The following is a 19,781-nucleotide window of genomic DNA, read 5'->3' on the forward strand; positions in this document are numbered from 1 at the left end:
AGGCTGCTCCCGTTTGTGTAGCTTGGCGAGGTGGAAGGTGGGTCGCCGGTATGGGGCGGCACGAAGCGAGCGGATATCGAGTTGAGATTAGATTGAGACGAGCGTAAATCAAGATGAGCGTGGATTGGGACGGGCGTAGATCGAGACGAGACCTCTAGAAAAATTATTTTTAGGGAAATCGCGCGTGTAGCGTTCATTGTTGAATTTGAGTATAAGGGAGTGTTTGTTGTGGAGGACAATGGCCAAGCCGGAAGCGGGGCGCTGCTTACGATTGGGGAAGTCTGCGTGCGTGCGACTAAGATGCTGGAGGCTCGTGGCATCAGCGAACCTCGCAATAACGCGGAATTGCTGCTGCTGCATGTGCTCGGAATGGAGCGGGCTGCGCTGATCCGCGATTGGCGAGACCCTTTTCCTCAGCAGCACGTCGCTGCATGGGAAGCGCTGCTTGCCCGCAAAGCAGCCGGCGAGCCTGTCCAGTATTTGATCGGCGAGCAGTGGTTCTACGGCTTGCCGTATCAGGTCACCCCTGCGGTGCTCATCCCGCGCCCGGAGACGGAGCTGCTCGTTGAAGCCGTGCTGGAAGCAGCGGATAAGCTGTGGCCGGGGACAGCGGGAGTTGAGGTTGGCGTGGATGCGTGTATGCCGACGGTGGTTGACGTCGGCACAGGCAGCGGCGCCATTGGCGTGACGCTGGCAACGCTGCGTCCGCAGTGGCGCGTGTGCGCGTCCGATCTGTCGCCGGACGCGCTGGCTGTCGCCCGCACGAATGCGGCGCGGCACGGCGCAGCGGCGCGTATGACGTTCGTGCAGGGCGACCTGCTCGGGCCGTTCGTGCAGCCACGGCCCGAGGAGCACGTAGATGCACCCGGCAGCGTAGCCGGCCTGCGCATCGACGTGCTGGTCTCGAACCCGCCGTATATTCCGGCGGGGGACATTGCCGGCTTGCAGCCGGAAGTGCGCGACCATGAGCCGCGCCTCGCCCTGGATGGCGGCGATGATGGCCTGACGCCGTACAGGCGCATGGCAGAGCAGCTGCTGCAGCTGTCTTCGCTGCCGCGCATCGTCGGCTTCGAGCTAGGCATGGGCCAAGCCGAAGCCGTCGCCGACCTGCTCCGCGGCATCGGCGCCTGGCGCGAAGTGCGCAGTATCCCCGATTACGCGGGAATAGACCGCCACGTGCTGGCGGTGGAATAGTTTTCGCGCGGATCACGCTCGCATCGGGGGCTGAGAGTTCCGAAATCGAACTCTCAGCAGTGAACTAGCGTGAAGATGAATCTGAAAGTTCCGAAATCGAACTCTCGGCATCGCAATCAGCGGAATGCAGCTTGTATGGGGAGCTGAGAGTGCAAAAATCGAACTCTCCGCACTGAAATAATGTGAAAATGAGCCTGAGAGTTCCGATATCGAACTCTCAGGCTTTTCGTTGACCGGATTGAAACTTAGGATGGAGCCGAGAGGCCGCGAACTCCACGAAACGCTGCTCATTAGCGGATATACCGCTAATAGCGATCAACTAGCTGAATTCGCCCCTCATAAGCGGCCAATCCGCCAACAGTTACTCGAACCCGTCGAATGTGGCACTGAATTGCCGTATATCCCCTCAATAAGCGGATATACCGTTAATAAGGATTAAACTAGCTAATTACTCTCCATTAAGCGGCTATTCCGCTAACAGTTGCTCGAACCCGTCGAAAGTGACACTTAATCGCCGACTATCCTCGACATTAGCGGATATACCGCTAATAACGATCAAACTAGCTAATTACTCCCCCTCTTAAGCGGCTATTCCGCTAACCGTTACTCGAACCCGTCGAAAGTGGCACCGAATTGCCAACTATCCTCGCAATAAGCGGCTATTCCGCTCGCGAAGTCCGGCCAGCACACCACCTAGACTGGCCTGAAAGTCGCTCCGCAAATTCTAACGGTTGCCAGAGCGCCTCATCTATCTTTTTTCGGCGTTTTCGAATTCTAACGGTTGCCAGAGAGGCTATTTCGCGATTTAGCATGGTTTCCACCTGTATACGGACAAATAAGGCCTCTGACAACCGTTAGAGAAAATTCAAAGCCAAAAAAGACCAAATAAGCGCTGTGGCAACCGTTAGAGCACAACACCACCTTCGCCGTCGCAGGGGAGGCTGTGCAATAGTGCCGTAGGTTGCTTTTTTACACTCTACGAAACTCTTTTTTAAGTGATTGATAGGTTTAGAGAGCCGCCGCGAGGGACATAATGGGGATATGATCGTTCCGGAACGCAAGCCGATGCACCGACGGGTGCCACAAAGGAGCTTGTCGTTATGATTCGCACTTATTCCCGTTTTCCTTATCGTCCGATTTATGGGTATGTCCTTCTTATCGCTGCAGTGTTGCTTATGAGCTGGGAAAGTCAACGTGCCGATGCGGCAATTGCCGGCGGCGGCATTCCGTCCGAGTCGATTCGTCTGCGCATTCTGGCGAATTCGGATAATGCGTCTGATCAAGCAGTAAAACGCGAAGTTCGTGATGCCATCGTAGCCGAAATGAACAACTGGGTAGCGGGACCGCAAACTATCGAGGAAGCTCGCGCTACAATCCTCAATCATATGAGCGACATCGAAGGCATTATTGCTGCCAAACTCAGCTCGCGTGGTTTTCACTATGGATTCAAAGCGGAACTCGGCCATGTGCCGTTTCCAACTAAAATATATGGCACTCAAGTGTACCCTGCCGGCAATTACGAAGCGCTTCGCATCACTCTTGGCGCAGGTGCAGGACAAAACTGGTGGTGTGTACTGTTCCCGCCGCTCTGCTTCGTGGATGCGGTAAGCGGGGAAGCATCGACTCCGGCGGTGGCCGCAACGGCAACTGTGGGTGCAAAAGCAGACAGCGATGCCAAAGTAACTTCGGCCGCGGCAGATGCTCCTGCCAAAGATCAAGCTGCCGATCAAAACGTAAAAGAAGGCGAAACGAAGCAGCCGGAAGTGAAGTTTTTTCTGTGGGAAATCTTCAAGTCGATCATGAGCTTTTTCCGCAGCCTATTCAGCTAACTATAAAATAAGCTCAGTCGCGCACCCTGCGATTGGGCTTTTATTGTATAGGGATGGCCGTTTGGATGGCGCGAGGCGGCATATGGTATAATGGGGCAAAACAAAGCAGAAGCTGGGGATACGACATTGACCATCCATCTACGAAAAACATTACTGTGGGAAGCGGACAGCCACGACCCGCGCGACGGTGAACTTGACGAGGCGGCAGCCTTACTGCGAGAGGGCGGGACCGTTGCTTTTCCAACCGAAACGGTTTACGGGCTAGGTGCCGATGCGCGGAGCACGGCGGCGGTGGAACGGATTTTTGAGGCAAAAGGGCGCCCCTCCGACAATCCGCTGATCGTTCATATTTCGGATCGCAAGCAGTTGGAGGAGCTGACACTTCCGCTGGTAGGAGAGTCAGCCATACTTGCCGATAGGCTGATGGATCAATTCTGGCCGGGGCCGCTGACCATCGTGCTGCCGGTGAAGCCTGGGGCGGTGTCGTCGCGGGTAACTGCGGGACTTGCTACCGTTGCGGTGCGAATGCCTGCTCATCCTGTAGCCTTGCAGCTTATTGCCGCGTCTGGTTGTCCGCTGGCGGCACCTAGCGCGAATCGCTCCGGCCGTCCAAGTCCGACACTGGCCTCGCATGTGCGAGAGGACCTTAGCGGCCTAATTGACGGCATCGTCGATGGTGGCGCCGCAGGGGTAGGTCTTGAATCGACCGTCGTCGAGGTGGACGGCGATCTTGTGCGGATCTTGCGCCCCGGCGGCGTGACGGCCGAAGCGCTTCGCGAAGTCGCGGCGCGGGTCGACTACGACGCCGTTGCCGCTCCGGGCGCCGGCATTGCCGCTGCCGCCGCTGCTGCTGCGCCTTCGGCGGCGGGAGCTCCCGCAGCGGAAGCGCAGGCGCCGCGCTCGCCAGGCATGAAATATGCGCATTACGCCCCGCAGGGGCTGATGCACTTGGTCAAGGGCGACGCTGACGCCGTCTCCGCCTATATTGAGGCGGAAGTCGGCGCAGCGAAAGCGCGCGGCGAGCGCACGGGCGTGCTCGCCTTTGCCGAGCATGCCGCTCGGTACGACGCCGACTGCGTGCTCGTCGTCGGCAGCCTGGCGCAGCTCGAAACGGCTGCGCACGGCCTCTACAATGCGCTGCGCGAGTTTGACAATCGCGGCGTACAGCGCATCTGGGCCGAAACCTGCTCGGAGCAGGGTATCGGCCATGCGCTCATGAACCGCTTATCCAAAGCGGCCGGCCACGCGGTGGTCCACGTCTAGTGACGGTGAGTTCCGCGTGCCGCGCCAAGCCATGCGCGATCGCACTTACTTGCGGCCAACTCGTGCGCCAAGCGTCACCGTCCCGTACCCGTACCACCAGCGCGCCAAGCGCCACTTCCCTAGCGCACTAAACCCGCGCCACCCACAACCTTCCCCAGGTCATCTTTCCAACCTTGTCCGCATATGCTTGTGGAGAGGTTGCGGACAAGGAGAGGATGAAATGGTGGAGGCGGGCATGCATGCCGGACAATTGCTGACGCTGCTGATTATTGCTGTGGCACTGGGGATGGATGCTTTTTCGCTGGGTGTCGGCATTGGGCTCAAGGGCATTCGGCTGATGGATATAGCAAAACTTAGCGCGATCATTGCGCTTTTTCACATGGTCATGCCGCTCATGGGCATTTTCACGGGCAAATACGTCAGTACGCTGCTGGGCGGCGTGGCGACGACGGCGGCCGGTGCGCTGCTGCTCCTGCTTGGCGGCCATATGATCTACAGCTCGCTGCGCGGCGATGCGGTGGAGTCGATCGACTACCGAAGCTCATGGGGGATGCTGCTGTTCGCGCTTGGCGTGAGCATCGATTCCTTCTCTGTCGGCATCTCACTTGGCATGTTCGATACGGACATGCTGCTGACCGTACTGCTGTTCGGCGTTGCCGGAGGCTTGATGTCCGTTTTTGGGCTGCTGCTCGGTCGTAAGGTAGGCACAAGTCTCGGCGGGTACGGGGAAGCGTGCGGCGGCGTCATTTTATTTACATTCGGTTTGCTGTTCCTGTTCTAACAGAACGGCATCTTATAAGGAGTGAAATCAATCGTGAAACGGATTCTATTCGTGTGCACGGGCAATACATGCCGTTCGCCAATGGCTGAAGCGCTGCTTCGGGCGAGGTCCCAGCAAAGGGGCATGCAGCTTGATATTCGTTCCGCAGGCGTGTCCACGATCGATGGACTGCCTGTTTCCAATCATGCGCGGACGGCGCTGTCCAGACGTGATATTGTGCACAGTGGTACCTCGAAGGCGCTCGAAGGCGGCTCGATTGCGTGGGCAGATCTTATTTTGACGATGACCGCCAGTCATAAAAGGCAGCTGCTGCAGCATTTTCCGGCTGCGGTGGACAAGACGCATACGCTGCTTGAGTTCGTGAACACGGATCCCAAAGTGTTGGCGAACATCGCCGAGCTGGAAGGGCTGTACTCGAACTGGCAGATTAAGCAGGCGCTGGGACAGCCGCTGACTCCGCAGGAGCGGTCCAGGCTCCTTGAGCTGGAGCAGCAGATCCCGAGCTTCGATGTGGAAGATCCTTTCGGCGGCTCGCTGGCGATGTATGAGCAGAGCGCCAGCCAAATCGAAGCCGCGCTCAACCGTCTTCTCGATCGACTGAAAGGATAAGTGTATTTGTCTGAAGGCTTTTCGTGGCTCTTTAATAAGGTGAAACTGCGCTCGCTGTCAAACGATGGCAAGCGCCGTTTCTTCCGGCAACGATTGATTTTGAAGCCAAAATCCGTTATGATAAAAGCAACTAAAGACGGTTTCCGATGTAACTGGCGACGAAAGTGGGTTAAACCACGGTGGAGCATCGGATCATACGGCCGGTCGCCTGGGCAAAGAGCAGCGTGCGCAAGCATGCTTGCTCTTTTTTCGTCTTTTTCGGCGAAATCAGGTATACTAATGCCATTGTGAATCGACAATTTCCGCCATGTGCGGTTCTATTGGGAGGAATATGGATTATGAAAATCGCCATCGGCGCAGACCACGCGGGCTACCGCTTGAAAGACGAGCTGGTTCCGTTTATCCAATCGCTTGGCCACGAGATTGAGGACGTAGGCTGCGATTGCGCCCAGTCCGTAGACTACCCGGATTATGCGCTTCCTGTTGCGGAGCTTGTTGCGCAAGGCAAGGCTGAACGCGGCATACTCATTTGCGGTACGGGAATCGGCATGTCCATCGCGGCTAACAAAGTCAAAGGCATTCGCTGCGCACTGGTGCACGATATGTTCTCGGCCAAAGCAACCCGCGAGCACAACGACACCAACGTACTGGCAATGGGGGAACGCGTCATTGGCCCGGGCGTAGCGCAAGAGATTATCCGGATTTGGCTCGAGACGCCGTTCTCGGGCGGCGAGCGTCATGTCGGCCGCGTGAACAAAGTGATGAAGCTTGAAGCACAATATGCCGATGCGGCAAAATCCGAGTAAGGGGCGTACCCAGCGATGAGCGACCACGGCCACGGAATAAGCAGCATGGATTCGGCACAGCTGACCAAGGATGTAGAAACCGTTGTCCGCGAGCTTGCAGCCGTGTCCGGCATTCGCCAAGGACAGCTGCTTGTCATCGGCGTGTCGACCAGCGAAGTACTCGGCCAGCGGATCGGGACATCAGGCACGCTGGAAACGGCAGCCGCGATCTATGCGGGAGTCGAGAAGGTACGTCAAGAATTGCAGTTTTATCCGGTTTATCAGTGCTGCGAGCATTTGAATCGGGCACTTGTTATGGAAAGAGAAGCCGCCGAGCGGTATGGTTTGGAGCTCGTTTCGGCTATCCCCGTGCGCAAAGCCGGCGGCTCCATGGCAGCCTACGCGTTCCAGAAACTGCAGGATGCCGTGCTGACCGAGACGGTTCAGGCCCATGCGGGCATCGATATCGGCGACACCTTCATCGGCATGCACTTGAAGCGTGTAGCGGTACCGGTGCGACCAACGATCCGGGCAATCGGATCCGCGCATTTGACAATGGCTTACACCCGTCCGAAGCTGATTGGCGGGGAACGTGCGGTTTACACGCGGGAAGCGGCAGGCCCGGCAACGGATGCCGGCACATGCGACTAATATATTTATTTTACTGAGGAGGACTTATCAACATGGAAAACCTACGTAAACAAGATCCTGAAATTTTGAAAGCACTTGGCCTTGAGCTGCAGCGTCAACGCGACAACATCGAGCTTATCGCATCCGAGAACATCGTTTCCGAAGCGGTATTGGAAGCAATGGGTACTGTACTGACGAACAAATACGCAGAAGGCTACCCGGGCAAACGTTACTACGGCGGCTGTGAGCATGTGGATATCGCCGAAGATATCGCACGCAACCGTGCCAAAGAATTGTTCGGTGCTGAGCACGCGAACGTGCAGCCTCACTCCGGCGCACAAGCTAATATGGCAGTTTACCTGGCTGCGCTAAACCCAGGCGACACGGTTCTTGGTATGAACCTCGCGCATGGCGGTCACTTGACGCACGGCAGCCCGGTTAACGCATCCGGTCTTCTGTACAACTTCGTGGCATACGGCGTTAACGAGAACACTTTTACAATTGACTATGCAGAAGTACGCAAACTGGCGTTCAAACACCGTCCGCGCATGATCGTTGCAGGCGCATCGGCTTACCCGCGCATCATCGATTTTGAAGAGCTTGGCCGTATCGCTAACGATGTAGGCGCATTGCTCTTCGTTGACATGGCGCATATCGCAGGTCTTGTAGCAGCAGGCTTGCACCCGAGCCCGGTTCCGCACGCACACTTTGTAACAACAACTACGCACAAAACGCTTCGCGGACCTCGCGGCGGTATGATCCTTTGCCGCAAAGCATGGGCGCAAGCAATCGATAAAGCAGTATTCCCAGGTTCCCAAGGCGGACCTCTGATGCACATTATCGCGGCTAAAGCAGTAGCTTTCGGCGAAGCGCTTCAGCCTTCGTTCAAAGAATACGGCAAGAACGTTGTCGACAACGCGAAGGCGCTTGCTGACGGTTTGATCGAGAGAGGCATCAACATCGTTTCCGGCGGTACGGACAACCACTTGATGCTGATCGACCTTCGCAACCTGAACATCACAGGTAAAGACGCGGAGCACGTGCTCGATTCCGTACAAATCACAGTCAACAAAAACGCGATTCCGTTCGATCCGACCAGCCCGTTCATCACTAGCGGTATCCGTATCGGTACACCTGCAGCGACTTCCCGCGGCATGGGCGTAGACGCAATGGCTACCATCGCAGAAGTAATCGCTATGACGCTCAAGAATCCAAAAGACGAGTCCGTTCTGGAAAAAGCACGCGGTATGGTCAGCGACCTCGTGTCGCAATACCCGCTTTACCCTGGCATGACTTACTAATATCGGTTTGACCAAAAGGCGGAGCAGGGTTGATCCCTGTGCCGCCTTTTTTGCGTTCCGCAGCATGCATGCTGTTGGCCGGAATCGTTAGTCTGAAGGTGGCGCAGGGTAGAAACCTATGCCGCCATTTTGCGTTCTGCAGCATGCTCCGAGCCGGAATCGGTAGTCTGAAGGCAGTGCAGGGTAGAACCCAATGCCACCTTTTGCGTTCCGCAGCATGCGAGCCGGAATCGGTAGTCTGCCGGTGGCGTTGTCCCTCATACAACCGGACCTTCAACTCTAACGAATCGTAGAGGTCTTATTTCGCCCAAATCACCCTATTTGGAAATCTAACGAATCCCACAGGTCTTATTTGGACTCCAAGCACCGTATTCCGCTCCAATTCGCACAAATAAGACCACTACGATTCGTTAGAAAAATTTATGGCCCAATTCCGCTCAAATAAGACCGCTACGATTCGTTAGCGACTCACCACAGCAAAAAAACTGCCCCGCCGCTGACAACAGCATCTTTAGATGTCCTATTTCTAGCTGTCCCGCCCGCATAATTACCTGTTTTCCACAGTCTCGCCGTCCGTAGTTCTCCGCTTGCTTTCCGTTGCCGCCGTCCGCCATCCCACCGCTGTATTGTCCCGCGCACGCAGTCCGCAGTCGACCCGCTATCCACTGCTTACTGCCAGTTACCGCCATTCCACCATCAACTGTCCACAGTGTGGCCAACGCGCCGTCCACCATCAACTGTCCACAGTTGTGGCCAACGCGCCGTCCACCGCCAACTGTCCACAGTGTGGCCAACGCGCCGTCCACCGTCAACTGTCCACAGTGTGGCCAACACGCCGTTCACCGCCAACTGTCCACAGTGTGGTCAACGCGCCGTCCACCATCAACTGTCCACAGTTGTGGCCAACGCGCCGTCCACCGCCAACTGTCCGCAGTCTGGCCAACTCGTCGTCCTCGCCAACTGTCCACAGTGTGGCCAACTGGCCGTCCACCGCCAACTGTCCACAGTGTGGCCAACTCGTCGTCCACCGCCAACTGTCCACAGTGTGGCCAACTGGCCGTCCACCGCCAACTGTCCACAGTGTGGCCAACTCGTCGTCCACCGCCAACTGTCCACAGTGTGACCAACTCGTCGTCCACCACCAACTGTCCACAGTGTGGCCAACGCGCCATCCCAACACCGTGCCATCCAGTGATCTCTGCCCGCAGCCATTCCGCTATTCCACCACCGCCCACGGGAATCACTCACTCCAGCCCCTTAACACTTGTCGATAAATTTATGTTGCAATCGCTTTCTTGCAGGTTATATAGTGAGAGTGCGAGTCAATCCGAAACGTTTCGGGGCGGCCCGTAATCGGATGAAAACGAAGGAGTCGAACCGATCATGAAACTTGGAATCATTGCAGATTATCGTGTTGAAAGCTTCGATTATGCGGCCAATCTCGGCTTGGCCTTTTTAGAGTTTTGCGTCAATGTGGGCACGCCTGCTTCTACTTTCACGAGCCTTGTGCCGGAGCTGAAAGCCGCGAGTGAGCGGACAGGCGTTGCGGTTGCTTCCATCGGACGCTGGGGTCCGGATCGGATCAATAAGGATGGCAGCATCAACGAAGAGGAGCTGAAGGCATCCCAAGCGCTTATCGACGCGTGCCAGGAGCTTGGTTGTCCGGTGTTCGTAGGCGGCTGCAATTACATCGAAGAGCTGTCCTATTACGATAACATCACGGCGGCGATTAACTACTTCTCCGTCCTGATTGAATATGGCAAAACACGCGGGATTTCCATTGCGACGTACAACTGCCACTGGAACAATTACATCGTGGACGATGCAGCGTGGAAGCTCATTCACGGCCATTTGCCGGAGCTTGGCATCAAGTACGATCCATCGCATGCCCGTTATGCAGGACAAGATTACTTGAAAGAAATCGTGGATTGGGGCTCGCGCATCAAGCATATCCACATCAAAGGCTCGGTCATCATTGACGGCAAACGCTTCGACGATCCGCCGGCCGGCATGGATCAAACGGATTGGGGCACGTTCATGGCGATCCTGTACGGGGTTGGCTACCAAGGCGGACTGAGCATCGAACCGCATTCCCACACCTGGACGGGCGAGCTCGGCGACAAAGGCGTACAGTTCACGATCGACTACTTTAACCGCCTGCTGCTTCGGGGGTAAGGAATGTAGAGGATGGCAAAGGGGATAGCCAAGCCCTGATGCCATCTTTTTTATTCCGTTGACACCTCACTGGCTCATTTATGGTTGTCCCAATAGGCAACTCGGACCCCAAATGCTGCTCAAAATGCAACATTTCCACCTTCCTGACCGTAAAACACCAAGAATGTTGCGCGAAAGGCAACTTTCTCTTAGAAAATGAACTTTTTACAACCTATACGGTGCTAAATGTTGCATATTACGCAACATATCTAACTTCCCGATCGCAAGTAGTTGCTTTTGTTGCACTTCGTGCAACATTTACTTATTACGAAGGTGACTCGGAAGTGTCGGAGGTGACTCGGAAGTGTCGGAGGTGACTCGGAGGTGTCGAAGGTGACTCGGGGCTGTCGAAGGCGGCTCGGAAATATCGAAGGTGCCACGGAGGTATCGAAGGTGTAAGGCACTTCAAGGACATCCACACGAGCATCATCACCCCGAATCTTTTCCTAAATTTAGCGAAAAATAATCAGCACATCAGCCTCGGCATGATATGATGGCCCTATATCCCAACAAAGGCGGTGAGCCTCCACGTATGAGCATTTTTGGATTTGTTTTCATCCTTATATTAGTGTTTATTGTCATCAAGCTCTTCCAATCCCGAGGGACCCAGCAGCAACGATCAAGCGGGTTCAATACCCGCAACGGCGGCCGCCGATCTTCAACTGCACCGCCGATGCGCAAGCCTCCGGAATATCTCGGCGTACCCGAGGGACATCCGGCGCGGTCGGCTGCCGAGCGGCTCGAAGCCGCGCTGTCGCCGGACTTTGAAGCGCGCGTGAAGGACCGCGTGCTGAAGCGCACCCCGAGCATGCGCGAGGGGGAATGGCAGTGGCAGTGGTTTGAGCTGAAGCGTTATTTTCTCATGTGCGGGGTGCTTCGGAATGTTCCGATGTACAGCGTGCGCGTGGATGAAGTGTGGCATGAAATGCTGATGTTCACCCGGGAGTATGAGCAGTTCTGCAAGCAGTTCTGCGGTGGGACGATCCATCATGCTCCACACGGTTCGGATGCGAAGCCTGCACCGGGAGAACGCGCCTGGTTCGATTGGATCTACGGCGAGCTGTTTCTGCCTGTGCCGGTAAGCGGTCAGCTATGGGGTGCTTTTTATCGGACTCCGCTGCCTAGGGAGCTCATGTATGAGCTGGAAACAGGAGATCCTTCCGAGCTGCGCAGCAAACGTTTCAATGAGAAGGCGGCAGCCCAGTTTGGCGATTTGGATGCAACCATCGATTACTTAATTGAGCGTGGAAGCAAGCTCGCATCGTCCAAAGACGAACCCGTCCACAACCGTGTAGCAGACTCTTCCGACATGATGTCGACAGGCGTGCTCTCGGGGATGTTTTTCTACTCTTCATTCGGGCCGAGCGACAACTTTCATAATCAGATGGATGAGCATCAAACCCAGGAACAGCGTGACGCGAACGGAGACGGGGCGGGATCGGATCCGATATGCAGCGGCGCCGATCAGGATTCCTCTGACTTTAATGACGGCGGCGACTTTGGCGATTCCGGTAACGGAGGCGGCAGTTCCTGCTCGGGCGGAGGCGATTCCGGAGGCGGCGGCGAATCCGGAGGCGGTTCATCCTGCGGAAGCAGCTGTGGCGGCAGTAGTTGAGACTGAGATCAGGTTCACGTAATTCATACCTCTTTCGGGTATACTTTGCATGTGTTTCTTGCGTTCCATGGCCCACATAGCACATTAATGCGCCGAATGTTATAATAGTCAGTTGAAGAAGCATTTCAGGAGGATGAATAGAACTATGGGCAATCTCACAATTTGCGACCATCCGCTTATCCAGCATAAGCTGACCTTTATTCGCGACAAAGATACGAAGACCAAGGATTTCCGTGAACTGGTCGATGAAGTCGCCACCATGATGGCGTATGAAATTACAAGAGATTTACCGCTTGAGACGACTACCGTCACGACGCCTGTCATCGAAGCGACGAGCAAAATCGTGTCCGGACGCATGGTGGGGCTCATTCCGATTTTACGCGCGGGACTCGGGATGGTGGAGGGCATGCTCAAGCTGATTCCTTCGGCTAAAGTCGGTCACATTGGGCTGTTCCGCAATCCGGAAACGCTCGAGCCGGTTGAGTATTACGTCAATTTGCCGGCTGATGCAACAGAGCGTCAGTTGATTGTGATTGATCCGATGCTCGCTACAGGCGGTTCGGCGAACGCGGCCATTCAAGCGCTGAAGACGCGCGGCTGCACGCAGATCAAGCTCATGTGCCTCATCGCGGCGCCGGAAGGTGTGGCGGCCGTACAGAAGGCGCATCCGGATGTCGATATTTTCTTGGCTTCGCTCGACAGCCATCTTAACGATCACGGCTACATCGTACCAGGTCTGGGCGACGCCGGCGACCGTATGTTTGGCACCAAATAATCAGGCGTCAGCATCTGGGGGCTTTATTTGCTACGCTACAATTAGGAGTGACATGCTTTGGCTAAAATTAAAGTGATGACGATATTTGGCACCCGACCGGAAGCGGTGAAGATGGCGCCATTGGTACTGGAGCTGGAGAAGCATCCGGAGGAGATTGAGTCCGTTGTCTGCGTAACGGCGCAGCATCGCCAAATGCTCGATCAAGTGCTCGATTTCTTCAAAATCACGCCGGAATACGATCTGAACGTCATGAAAGATCGCCAGACGCTGACGGAGACGACCGTCAAAGTGCTAGAGGGCCTGGAGCCGATTCTGCGTGAAGCGAAACCGGACATCGTACTCGTGCATGGCGATACACAGACTTGTTTCTTGGCCAGCTATGCTTCCTTCGTGCAGCAGATTCAAGTTGGACATGTTGAAGCAGGGCTGCGCACATGGAACAAGATGTCTCCGTATCCGGAGGAGATGAACCGTCAACTGGCCGGCGTTCTATCGGATGTGCATTTCGCACCGACGGACAGAGCGGCAGACAATCTGCGCAAAGAGAACAAATCGGAGTCTACGATCTACATAACCGGCAACACGGCGACAGACGTATTCCAATACACGGTGGACAAATCCTTCACGCATCCCGTTATCGAATGGGCGGCGGGCAAGCGCATGATTCTGATGACGGCTCATCGCCGCGAAGCGCTGGGCGAGCCTCATCGCAATATTTTCCGCGCGGTGAAACGGATTGCCGATGAATTCGAAGATGTCGTTGTCGTGTATGCGGTGCATTTGAATCCTGCCGTTCGCGAGCCGGCGAATGAAATCCTTGGCAATCATCCGCGTATTAAGCTGATCGAGCCGCTCGACGTGTTTGAATTCCATAACTTTTACCCGCACACGTACATGATTATGACGGATTCCGGCGGTTTGCAGGAAGAGGCGCCGTCCTTCGGCGTTCCGACCCTGGTGCTTCGCGATACGACCGAGCGTCCTGAAGGTATCGATGCAGGGACGTTGGAGCTTGTCGGCACCGACGAAGAGGTAGTTTATAATCGCGCTCATGCGCTGCTTTCCGACAAGAACCTCTATGACAAAATGAGCCAAGCAGCCAATCCTTACGGCGATGGGCAAGCATCTGTTCGCATTGTTCAGGCGATCCTGCATCATTTTGGAAAAACGGACAAGCGTCCGGAGTCGTTCACACAACGTTCATAGTTTACAACGGTAGGATAGCATTCCGAGGAAGGCCACAGCATACAGTGCTACTGTACGGTTTGGGAACCCGAAAACCCCAGGTAAATCAAGGGTTTTCGGGTACCCGTTCACTAAATGTTTGAATTTATATCAATTGACAAAAGCGAGCCCGCTTGGCTAAAATAAATAAGAGTTTTGGAGTGATTCTAGATGACGAATCCGTCCCATAACGACAATAATCGCAACACGGATAACAGCAGCTTCGGAGATAATCCTTGGCGCGCCATGGGTCTGATCGGATCCGTCGGCGGCACAATCGGTGCCTGTCTTGGACTGGGCTACTGGATTGGACTCAAGGTCGATCAAGCGCAAGACACCGGGTACTACTCTATTGTTGGCATGGCTGTTGGTTTTGTTGTCGCGGTCTTCATCACCATCATTCTGATCAAGGCGTTTACAGGGGGCAAAGCGAAATAATGGATGATTTGTCCGGCCACCTTCGAACGGTTAAGCGTATTACGTTCTTTTTTTTGTCTCTATGTTTTATTGGATGGGCCCTTCTTCCGGAATATAAGCCGTTCTTCGGCGGTCTTGTTCTCGGAACTGCGGCAAGTCTTGCAAACGCCTTCCATCTCTCTTGGAAAGTACAGCGAGTCGGCGCTTTATCGGCCGCGGGGATCCAGAAACGCCATAACCTTGGTTTTCTGACTCGCGCATGTATTGCCCTGTTAGCGGTTGTGATCGCAACCAAGTACTTTTCGTTTAGCCTCTATGGAACAGTAGCTGGATTATTTGTTGCTCAATTGGCAACACTCATATTGGGATTTAAAGCCAAGAGAGATCCGGCCGTACGGCAATCCACCGATGAAAGGGGTGAAAACAACTAATGGATCATATTTTTCCTGAAGTAAATCTGGGTGGCATTCGATTCGATTTGGCTGCCATTATCATGATAGTTATCACCAGCATTATCGTATTTATTATTGCTAAGCTGGCGGTTCGCGGCGCATCGGTGACCAATCCGACCAAGATGCAGAACTTCTTGGAGTGGGTTATCGAATTCGTTCAGAACATTATCGGTACAACGATGGACTTGAAGAAAGGCCGTCCGTACCTGACGCTGGGTATTGCTATGATCATGTACCTGTTTGTTGCCAATTTGCTGGGTCTTCCGTTCGGTATCATTACCGAGGCGCATCATGGCGCAACATTTGCAGGCATGGAGCTTAACTTGCATGGTGAAGAGGAAGCACACATCGCGTGGTGGAAATCACCGACTGCCGATGTCGCGGTTTCCGGCGCGCTAATGGCCATCGTAATCGTGCTAACGCACGTTGAGGGTCTGCGTCGTAACCGTAAGCATTACCTCAAGCATTACTTCGAGCCTTACGCAGCATTCTTCCCGCTTAACGTAATTAAGGAAGTCGCTAAGCCGCTATCGCTTTCGCTTCGTCTTTACGGTAACATTTTCGCTGGCGAGGTTATGATCGGTGTCATCATGGGCATGGGATGGTTTGGTATCCCGGCACTGATTGTATGGCAAGGTTTCAGCGTTTTCGTAGGCGCGATTCAATCCTTCGTATTCGTCATGCTGACCATGGTTTACATGTCGCAAGCGATCGTTCACGAAGAGCATCATTAAGTCAGTAACAAACCTGCTCATGGCAGGAAACAATAAAACTATATGTAAACATTTTAAGGAGGATTTCTCTAATGGGAGCTTTAGCATTAGTTGCAGCAGCAATTGTATTCGGTCTTGGAGCACTGGGTGCAGGTATTGGTAACGGTTTGATCGTAGGTCGTACAGTTGAAGGTATTTCCCGTCAACCGGAACTTCGCGGTACTCTTCAAACTACAATGTTCATCGGGGTAGCGCTTGTAGAGGCACTTCCAGTTATTTCCCTAGTACTAGCGTTCATCTTCTTGGGTAAAGCTTAAGATTACTTTGCAGAAACGGCGGGGAGTGCCTATGCCTCCGCGCCTTCCTTTTGCTGACCGTCAGGAGATGGTCGGCCAATTTACGGAAAGGAGTGACGTACGTTGGATATCGTATGGTCCAATTTTTTCATCCAACTGATTGCTTTCGGAATACTTTTCTGGCTGCTTAGCCGTTATGCTTTCGGCCCGCTCTTCTCCATCATGGAGCAGCGCAAGCAGTTCGTGAAAGAACAGCTTGAGAATGCGGAGAACAGCCGCAAGCAAGCCGAAGCGCAATATGAGGAACAGAAACAATCCCTTCAACAAGCGCGCAAGGATGCGTATGACATTATCGAGCAAGCGAAACAAACGAGCTCGAAGCAAGCCGATGAGATCGTACACGCAGCGAAATCCGAGGCTACTCGCCTGAAGGACGAAGCTGTCAAAGATATCGAAAGCGAGAAAAACAAAGCGATTTCTGCACTACGCAGTCAAGTTAGCGGCATGTCCGTTATGATCGCTTCGAAGATCATCGAGAAACAAATCGATGACAAATCGCAAGAGCAGCTTGTTGACCAATACTTGAATGAGGTTGGAAGCAAATGAGCCGCGAGAGCGTCGTAGCTAAACGCTACGCTAAAGCGCTGTTTGAACTGGCACAAAGCAATAATATGGTCGCTGATGTTGAACAACAACTGAAGATCGTCGTTGACGCCCTGACCGGAGACGCGCAAATCCGCAAGTTTCTTGGCCTGCCAAACGTTGAAGTGACGAAGAAGATCGATATTATTAAAGGTGCTTTGTCTGACAAAGTGTCGGTTATGGTTCTGAATACAGTAGAGCTGCTCATTATTCGCAATCGCCAAACTGCGATTACGGATGTGTACGAAGCTTATACGAGAGTGGCGGGAGATGCGCTTGGTCAGGCACACGCAACTATATATACGGCTAAATCGTTGTCCTCCGAAGAACTGGCTAAGGTGTCGGCTCAATTCGGTACAATGATCGGCAAACGCATTATCGCGAAACAAATCGTTGAACCTGCTCTGCTCGGCGGCGTACAAGTGCGCATCGGCGACCGTTTGTATGACGGCAGCCTCTCCGGCAAGCTGGCTCGACTTGAACAAGCTTTGAAAACTCAAGCATTGTAGATAGGGGTGAACGGAATTGAGTATCAGACCTGATGAAATCAGCACGCTGATTAAACAACAGATCGAACAATTTAAATCCGAAATTCAAGTCGTTGATGTCGGTACGGTCATCCAAGTCGGTGACGGTATCGCACGCGTGCACGGCCTTGAGAACGCTATGGCCGGCGAACTGCTCGAATTCTCGAACGGCGTTATGGGTATGGCCCTTAACCTTGAAGAGAGCAACGTCGGTGTCGTTATCATGGGACCTTACACAGGCATCCGCGAAGGCGACCAAGTGAAGAGAACAGGTCGTATCATGGAAGTTCCGGTTGGCGAAGCTTTGCTTGGCCGCGTAGTAAACGCACTGGGACAACCGGTTGACGGCAACGGACCAATCAATACAACTGCAGCACGTCCAATCGAATCTCCGGCACCGGGCGTTATGGCTCGTAAATCGGTATTCGAGCCGATGCAAACCGGTATCAAAGCCATCGATGCGATGATTCCGATCGGCCGCGGTCAACGTGAGCTTATCATCGGCGACCGTCAAACAGGTAAGACGCAAATCGCGATCGACACGATCGTGAACCAAAAAGGCAACGGCGTTATCTGTATCTACGTTGCTATCGGTCAGAAACAATCCACTGTTCGTACGGTTGTTGAATCCCTTCGCCAACAAGGCGCTTTGGACTACACAATTGTCGTAACAGCGAGCGCTTCCGAGCCGTCCCCGCTTCTTTACCTGGCACCTTACACAGGCTGCTCGATGGGCGAGTACTTCATGTACAACGGCAAACACGTTCTTGTTATCTATGATGACCTTTCCAAACAAGCGGCAGCATACCGCGAGCTTTCCTTGCTGCTTCGCCGTCCGCCGGGTCGCGAGGCTTATCCAGGGGACGTATTCTATCTTCACTCCCGTTTGCTTGAGCGCGCAGCTAAGCTGAACGATGAGCTTGGCGGCGGTTCCTTGACTGCATTGCCATTCATCGAGACGCAAGCCGGCGATATCTCGGCTTACATCCCGACGAACGTAATCTCGATTACGGATGGTCAAATCTTCCTTGAGTCCGACCTATTCTACTCCGGTCAACGTCCAGCGGTTAACGTTGGTAACTCCGTATCCCGTGTAGGTAGCTCCGCTCAAATCAAAGCAATGAAGAAGGTAGCGGGTACGCTCAAAACTGACCTTGCGCAATACCGCGAATTGGCAGCATTTGCAGCGTTCGGCTCCGATCTCGATAAAGTAACACAATCCCGTCTGAACCGCGGTGAGCGTACGCTTGAAATTCTGAAGCAAGGCGTTAACGCGCCATTGCCTGTAGAACGTCAAGTCGTGTCCCTGTACACGGTTACTCGTGGACACGTGGACGATCTTCCCGTTCAAGACGTGCGTCGTTTCGAACAAGGCTTCCTGGCTTACGTGGATGCAAACAAACCGGAAATTTTCGCTTCCATCCGCGACACGAAAGATTTGACATCCGACAATGAGAAAGTGCTTGTTGAAGCGATCAAAACATTCAAGAACAGCTTTGCAGCGTCGGTTTAAACCTTTTCAACAACATTCAATCGGCACGCCGGTTGAACCATGCGCGGAATAGAACTGACTCGGGTGAAGCCATGCTTCACCCACGGGGGTCAGTAATAAGGTGGTGACAACGAATGGCTAAAGGTATGCGTGAGATTAAGCGCTCGATCAAGAGCAAGCAGAATACGAAACAGATTACGAAGGCTATGGAGATGGTTGCATCCGCAAAGCTCAAGAGAGCCCAAGATGCAGCGGTAGCATCGCGTCCATATACGGAGAAAATCAAAGAAGTCGTAGCGAGCATTGCTTCGAGCGGAGGCGCGATTAAGCATCCTATGCTGCAAAGCCGCGAAGTTAAGCGTACGGCCTATCTGGTCGTGACGTCTGACCGTGGTTTGGCGGGCGGATACAATGCGAACGTGCTTCGTAAAGTATGGACGGAGATTCAGGAGAAGCATAAGTCTCCTGCTGAATACGACGTGTTCGTCATCGGACGCAAAGGCCGTGATTACTTCAAGCGCCGGGGCGCAGCTCTTGCAGGCGAAGTAACGGGACTTTCGGATACACCTAAATTTGCAGACATCAAGTCCGTAGCGGCAGCAGCCGTTAAAGGCTTCGAGAGCGGCAAATATGACGAATTGAATTTGGTGTACAACCAATTCTACAATGCGATGACCCAAGTTCCTGTTATCAAGCAGCTGCTTCCGTTGGATCAGTCTGAATTTACAGGCGCGAAGGCAAGCTACGAATATGAGCCGTCACCTGAGAAGGTACTCGATGTATTGCTTCCTAAATATGCGGAAACGGTTATTTACAGCTCCGTATTGGAAGGCAAAGCGAGCGAGTTCGGCGCACGTATGACTGCGATGGGCAATGCAACGAAGAACGCGACGAAGATGATCGCAGGCTTGACGTTGACGTACAACCGTGCGCGTCAGGCAGCAATTACGCAAGAAATCGCGGAAATCGTCGGCGGCGCGAACGCGCAGGCGTAACATAAACTTTAAAGTATTTTTCCTCGG

General features: G+C 54.0%; 20 protein-coding genes and 1 riboswitch. All 20 genes read left to right on the forward strand.

Annotated features, from left to right (window positions below):
* Positions 1 to 228: 228 nt before the first annotated feature.
* The 20 genes from prmC (at position 229) to atpG (ending at position 19,754) form a co-directional block, all read left to right on the forward strand.
* Positions 229 to 1,194 (forward strand): peptide chain release factor N(5)-glutamine methyltransferase, encoded by a 966-nt coding sequence (gene prmC / locus BM412_RS27710; RefSeq protein ID WP_256256619.1) that lies wholly within the window; start codon positions 229 to 231, stop codon positions 1,192 to 1,194.
* Between the two features lie 1,100 nt (positions 1,195 to 2,294).
* A complete protein-coding gene (spoIIR, locus tag BM412_RS27715; RefSeq protein ID WP_091224930.1) occupies positions 2,295 to 3,023 on the forward strand; it encodes a stage II sporulation protein R in 729 nt (242 codons plus the stop codon).
* 90 nt (positions 3,024 to 3,113) lie between these two features.
* Complete coding sequence (locus BM412_RS27720) at positions 3,114 to 4,286, forward strand: L-threonylcarbamoyladenylate synthase (RefSeq protein WP_091224931.1); 1,173 nt, start codon at positions 3,114 to 3,116, stop codon at positions 4,284 to 4,286.
* Positions 4,287 to 4,506: 220 nt separating this feature from the next.
* Positions 4,507 to 5,067, forward strand: a complete 561-nt coding sequence (locus BM412_RS27725; protein WP_091224932.1) for a manganese efflux pump MntP — start codon at positions 4,507 to 4,509, stop codon at positions 5,065 to 5,067.
* A gap of 33 nt (positions 5,068 to 5,100) precedes the next feature.
* Entirely contained in the window at positions 5,101 to 5,676 is a 576-nt protein-coding gene (locus BM412_RS27730) for a low molecular weight protein arginine phosphatase (protein WP_091224933.1), read from the forward strand.
* 138 nt (positions 5,677 to 5,814) lie between these two features.
* Positions 5,815 to 5,897, forward strand: a riboswitch (ZMP/ZTP riboswitch).
* A gap of 117 nt (positions 5,898 to 6,014) precedes the next feature.
* The gene (gene rpiB, locus BM412_RS27735; RefSeq protein WP_091224934.1) at positions 6,015 to 6,482 is read left to right on the forward strand and encodes a ribose 5-phosphate isomerase B; all 468 of its coding nucleotides are present in this window, start codon (positions 6,015 to 6,017) and stop codon (positions 6,480 to 6,482) included.
* Positions 6,483 to 6,497: 15 nt separating this feature from the next.
* Positions 6,498 to 7,112: a TIGR01440 family protein gene (locus tag BM412_RS27740; protein ID WP_256256620.1), complete on the forward strand. Its 615-nt coding sequence runs from the start codon at positions 6,498 to 6,500 to the stop codon at positions 7,110 to 7,112.
* 32 nt (positions 7,113 to 7,144) lie between these two features.
* Positions 7,145 to 8,392: a serine hydroxymethyltransferase gene (glyA, locus tag BM412_RS27745; RefSeq protein ID WP_091224935.1), complete on the forward strand. Its 1,248-nt coding sequence runs from the start codon at positions 7,145 to 7,147 to the stop codon at positions 8,390 to 8,392.
* Between the two features lie 1,383 nt (positions 8,393 to 9,775).
* Positions 9,776 to 10,567, forward strand: coding sequence for a sugar phosphate isomerase/epimerase family protein (locus BM412_RS27755; RefSeq protein ID WP_091224937.1), 792 nt, complete (start codon positions 9,776 to 9,778; stop codon positions 10,565 to 10,567).
* Positions 10,568 to 11,138: 571 nt separating this feature from the next.
* Positions 11,139 to 12,221: a glycine-rich domain-containing protein gene (locus BM412_RS27760; RefSeq protein ID WP_091224938.1), complete on the forward strand. Its 1,083-nt coding sequence runs from the start codon at positions 11,139 to 11,141 to the stop codon at positions 12,219 to 12,221.
* A gap of 145 nt (positions 12,222 to 12,366) precedes the next feature.
* Complete coding sequence (gene upp / locus BM412_RS27765) at positions 12,367 to 12,996, forward strand: uracil phosphoribosyltransferase (protein WP_091224939.1); 630 nt, start codon at positions 12,367 to 12,369, stop codon at positions 12,994 to 12,996.
* A 57-nt stretch (positions 12,997 to 13,053) separates the two neighbouring features.
* Positions 13,054 to 14,202, forward strand: coding sequence for a non-hydrolyzing UDP-N-acetylglucosamine 2-epimerase (gene wecB, locus BM412_RS27770; protein WP_091224940.1), 1,149 nt, complete (start codon positions 13,054 to 13,056; stop codon positions 14,200 to 14,202).
* A 189-nt stretch (positions 14,203 to 14,391) separates the two neighbouring features.
* Positions 14,392 to 14,658: an AtpZ/AtpI family protein gene (locus BM412_RS27775; RefSeq protein WP_091224941.1), complete on the forward strand. Its 267-nt coding sequence runs from the start codon at positions 14,392 to 14,394 to the stop codon at positions 14,656 to 14,658.
* The gene (locus BM412_RS27780; RefSeq protein ID WP_091224942.1) at positions 14,658 to 15,068 is read left to right on the forward strand and encodes an ATP synthase subunit I; all 411 of its coding nucleotides are present in this window, start codon (positions 14,658 to 14,660) and stop codon (positions 15,066 to 15,068) included. The genes BM412_RS27775 and BM412_RS27780 overlap by 1 nt, the downstream gene beginning before the upstream one ends.
* On the forward strand, positions 15,068 to 15,823 hold the full coding sequence (atpB, locus tag BM412_RS27785; protein ID WP_091224943.1) for a F0F1 ATP synthase subunit A: 756 nt from the start codon (positions 15,068 to 15,070) through the stop codon (positions 15,821 to 15,823). Before BM412_RS27780 ends, atpB begins: the two co-directional genes overlap by 1 nt.
* A 71-nt stretch (positions 15,824 to 15,894) precedes the next feature.
* On the forward strand, positions 15,895 to 16,119 hold the full coding sequence (atpE, locus tag BM412_RS27790) for a F0F1 ATP synthase subunit C (protein WP_090982204.1): 225 nt from the start codon (positions 15,895 to 15,897) through the stop codon (positions 16,117 to 16,119).
* Between the two features lie 102 nt (positions 16,120 to 16,221).
* Entirely contained in the window at positions 16,222 to 16,704 is a 483-nt protein-coding gene (gene atpF, locus BM412_RS27795) for a F0F1 ATP synthase subunit B (protein ID WP_090982206.1), read from the forward strand.
* Complete coding sequence (locus BM412_RS27800; protein ID WP_091224944.1) at positions 16,701 to 17,249, forward strand: F0F1 ATP synthase subunit delta; 549 nt, start codon at positions 16,701 to 16,703, stop codon at positions 17,247 to 17,249. The genes atpF and BM412_RS27800 overlap by 4 nt, the downstream gene beginning before the upstream one ends.
* 16 nt (positions 17,250 to 17,265) lie before the next feature.
* Positions 17,266 to 18,780 carry a F0F1 ATP synthase subunit alpha gene (atpA, locus tag BM412_RS27805; RefSeq protein WP_090982209.1) on the forward strand — a complete coding sequence of 505 codons (1,515 nt, stop codon included), beginning with the start codon at positions 17,266 to 17,268 and terminating at the stop codon, positions 18,778 to 18,780.
* 113 nt (positions 18,781 to 18,893) lie between these two features.
* Positions 18,894 to 19,754, forward strand: coding sequence for an ATP synthase F1 subunit gamma (gene atpG, locus BM412_RS27810; protein WP_091224945.1), 861 nt, complete (start codon positions 18,894 to 18,896; stop codon positions 19,752 to 19,754).
* Positions 19,755 to 19,781 lie beyond the last annotated feature (27 nt).

This window comes from Paenibacillus sp. BC26 (assembly GCF_900116125.1).
GTDB classification, from domain to species: domain Bacteria; phylum Bacillota; class Bacilli; order Paenibacillales; family Paenibacillaceae; genus Paenibacillus_Z; species Paenibacillus_Z lignilyticus.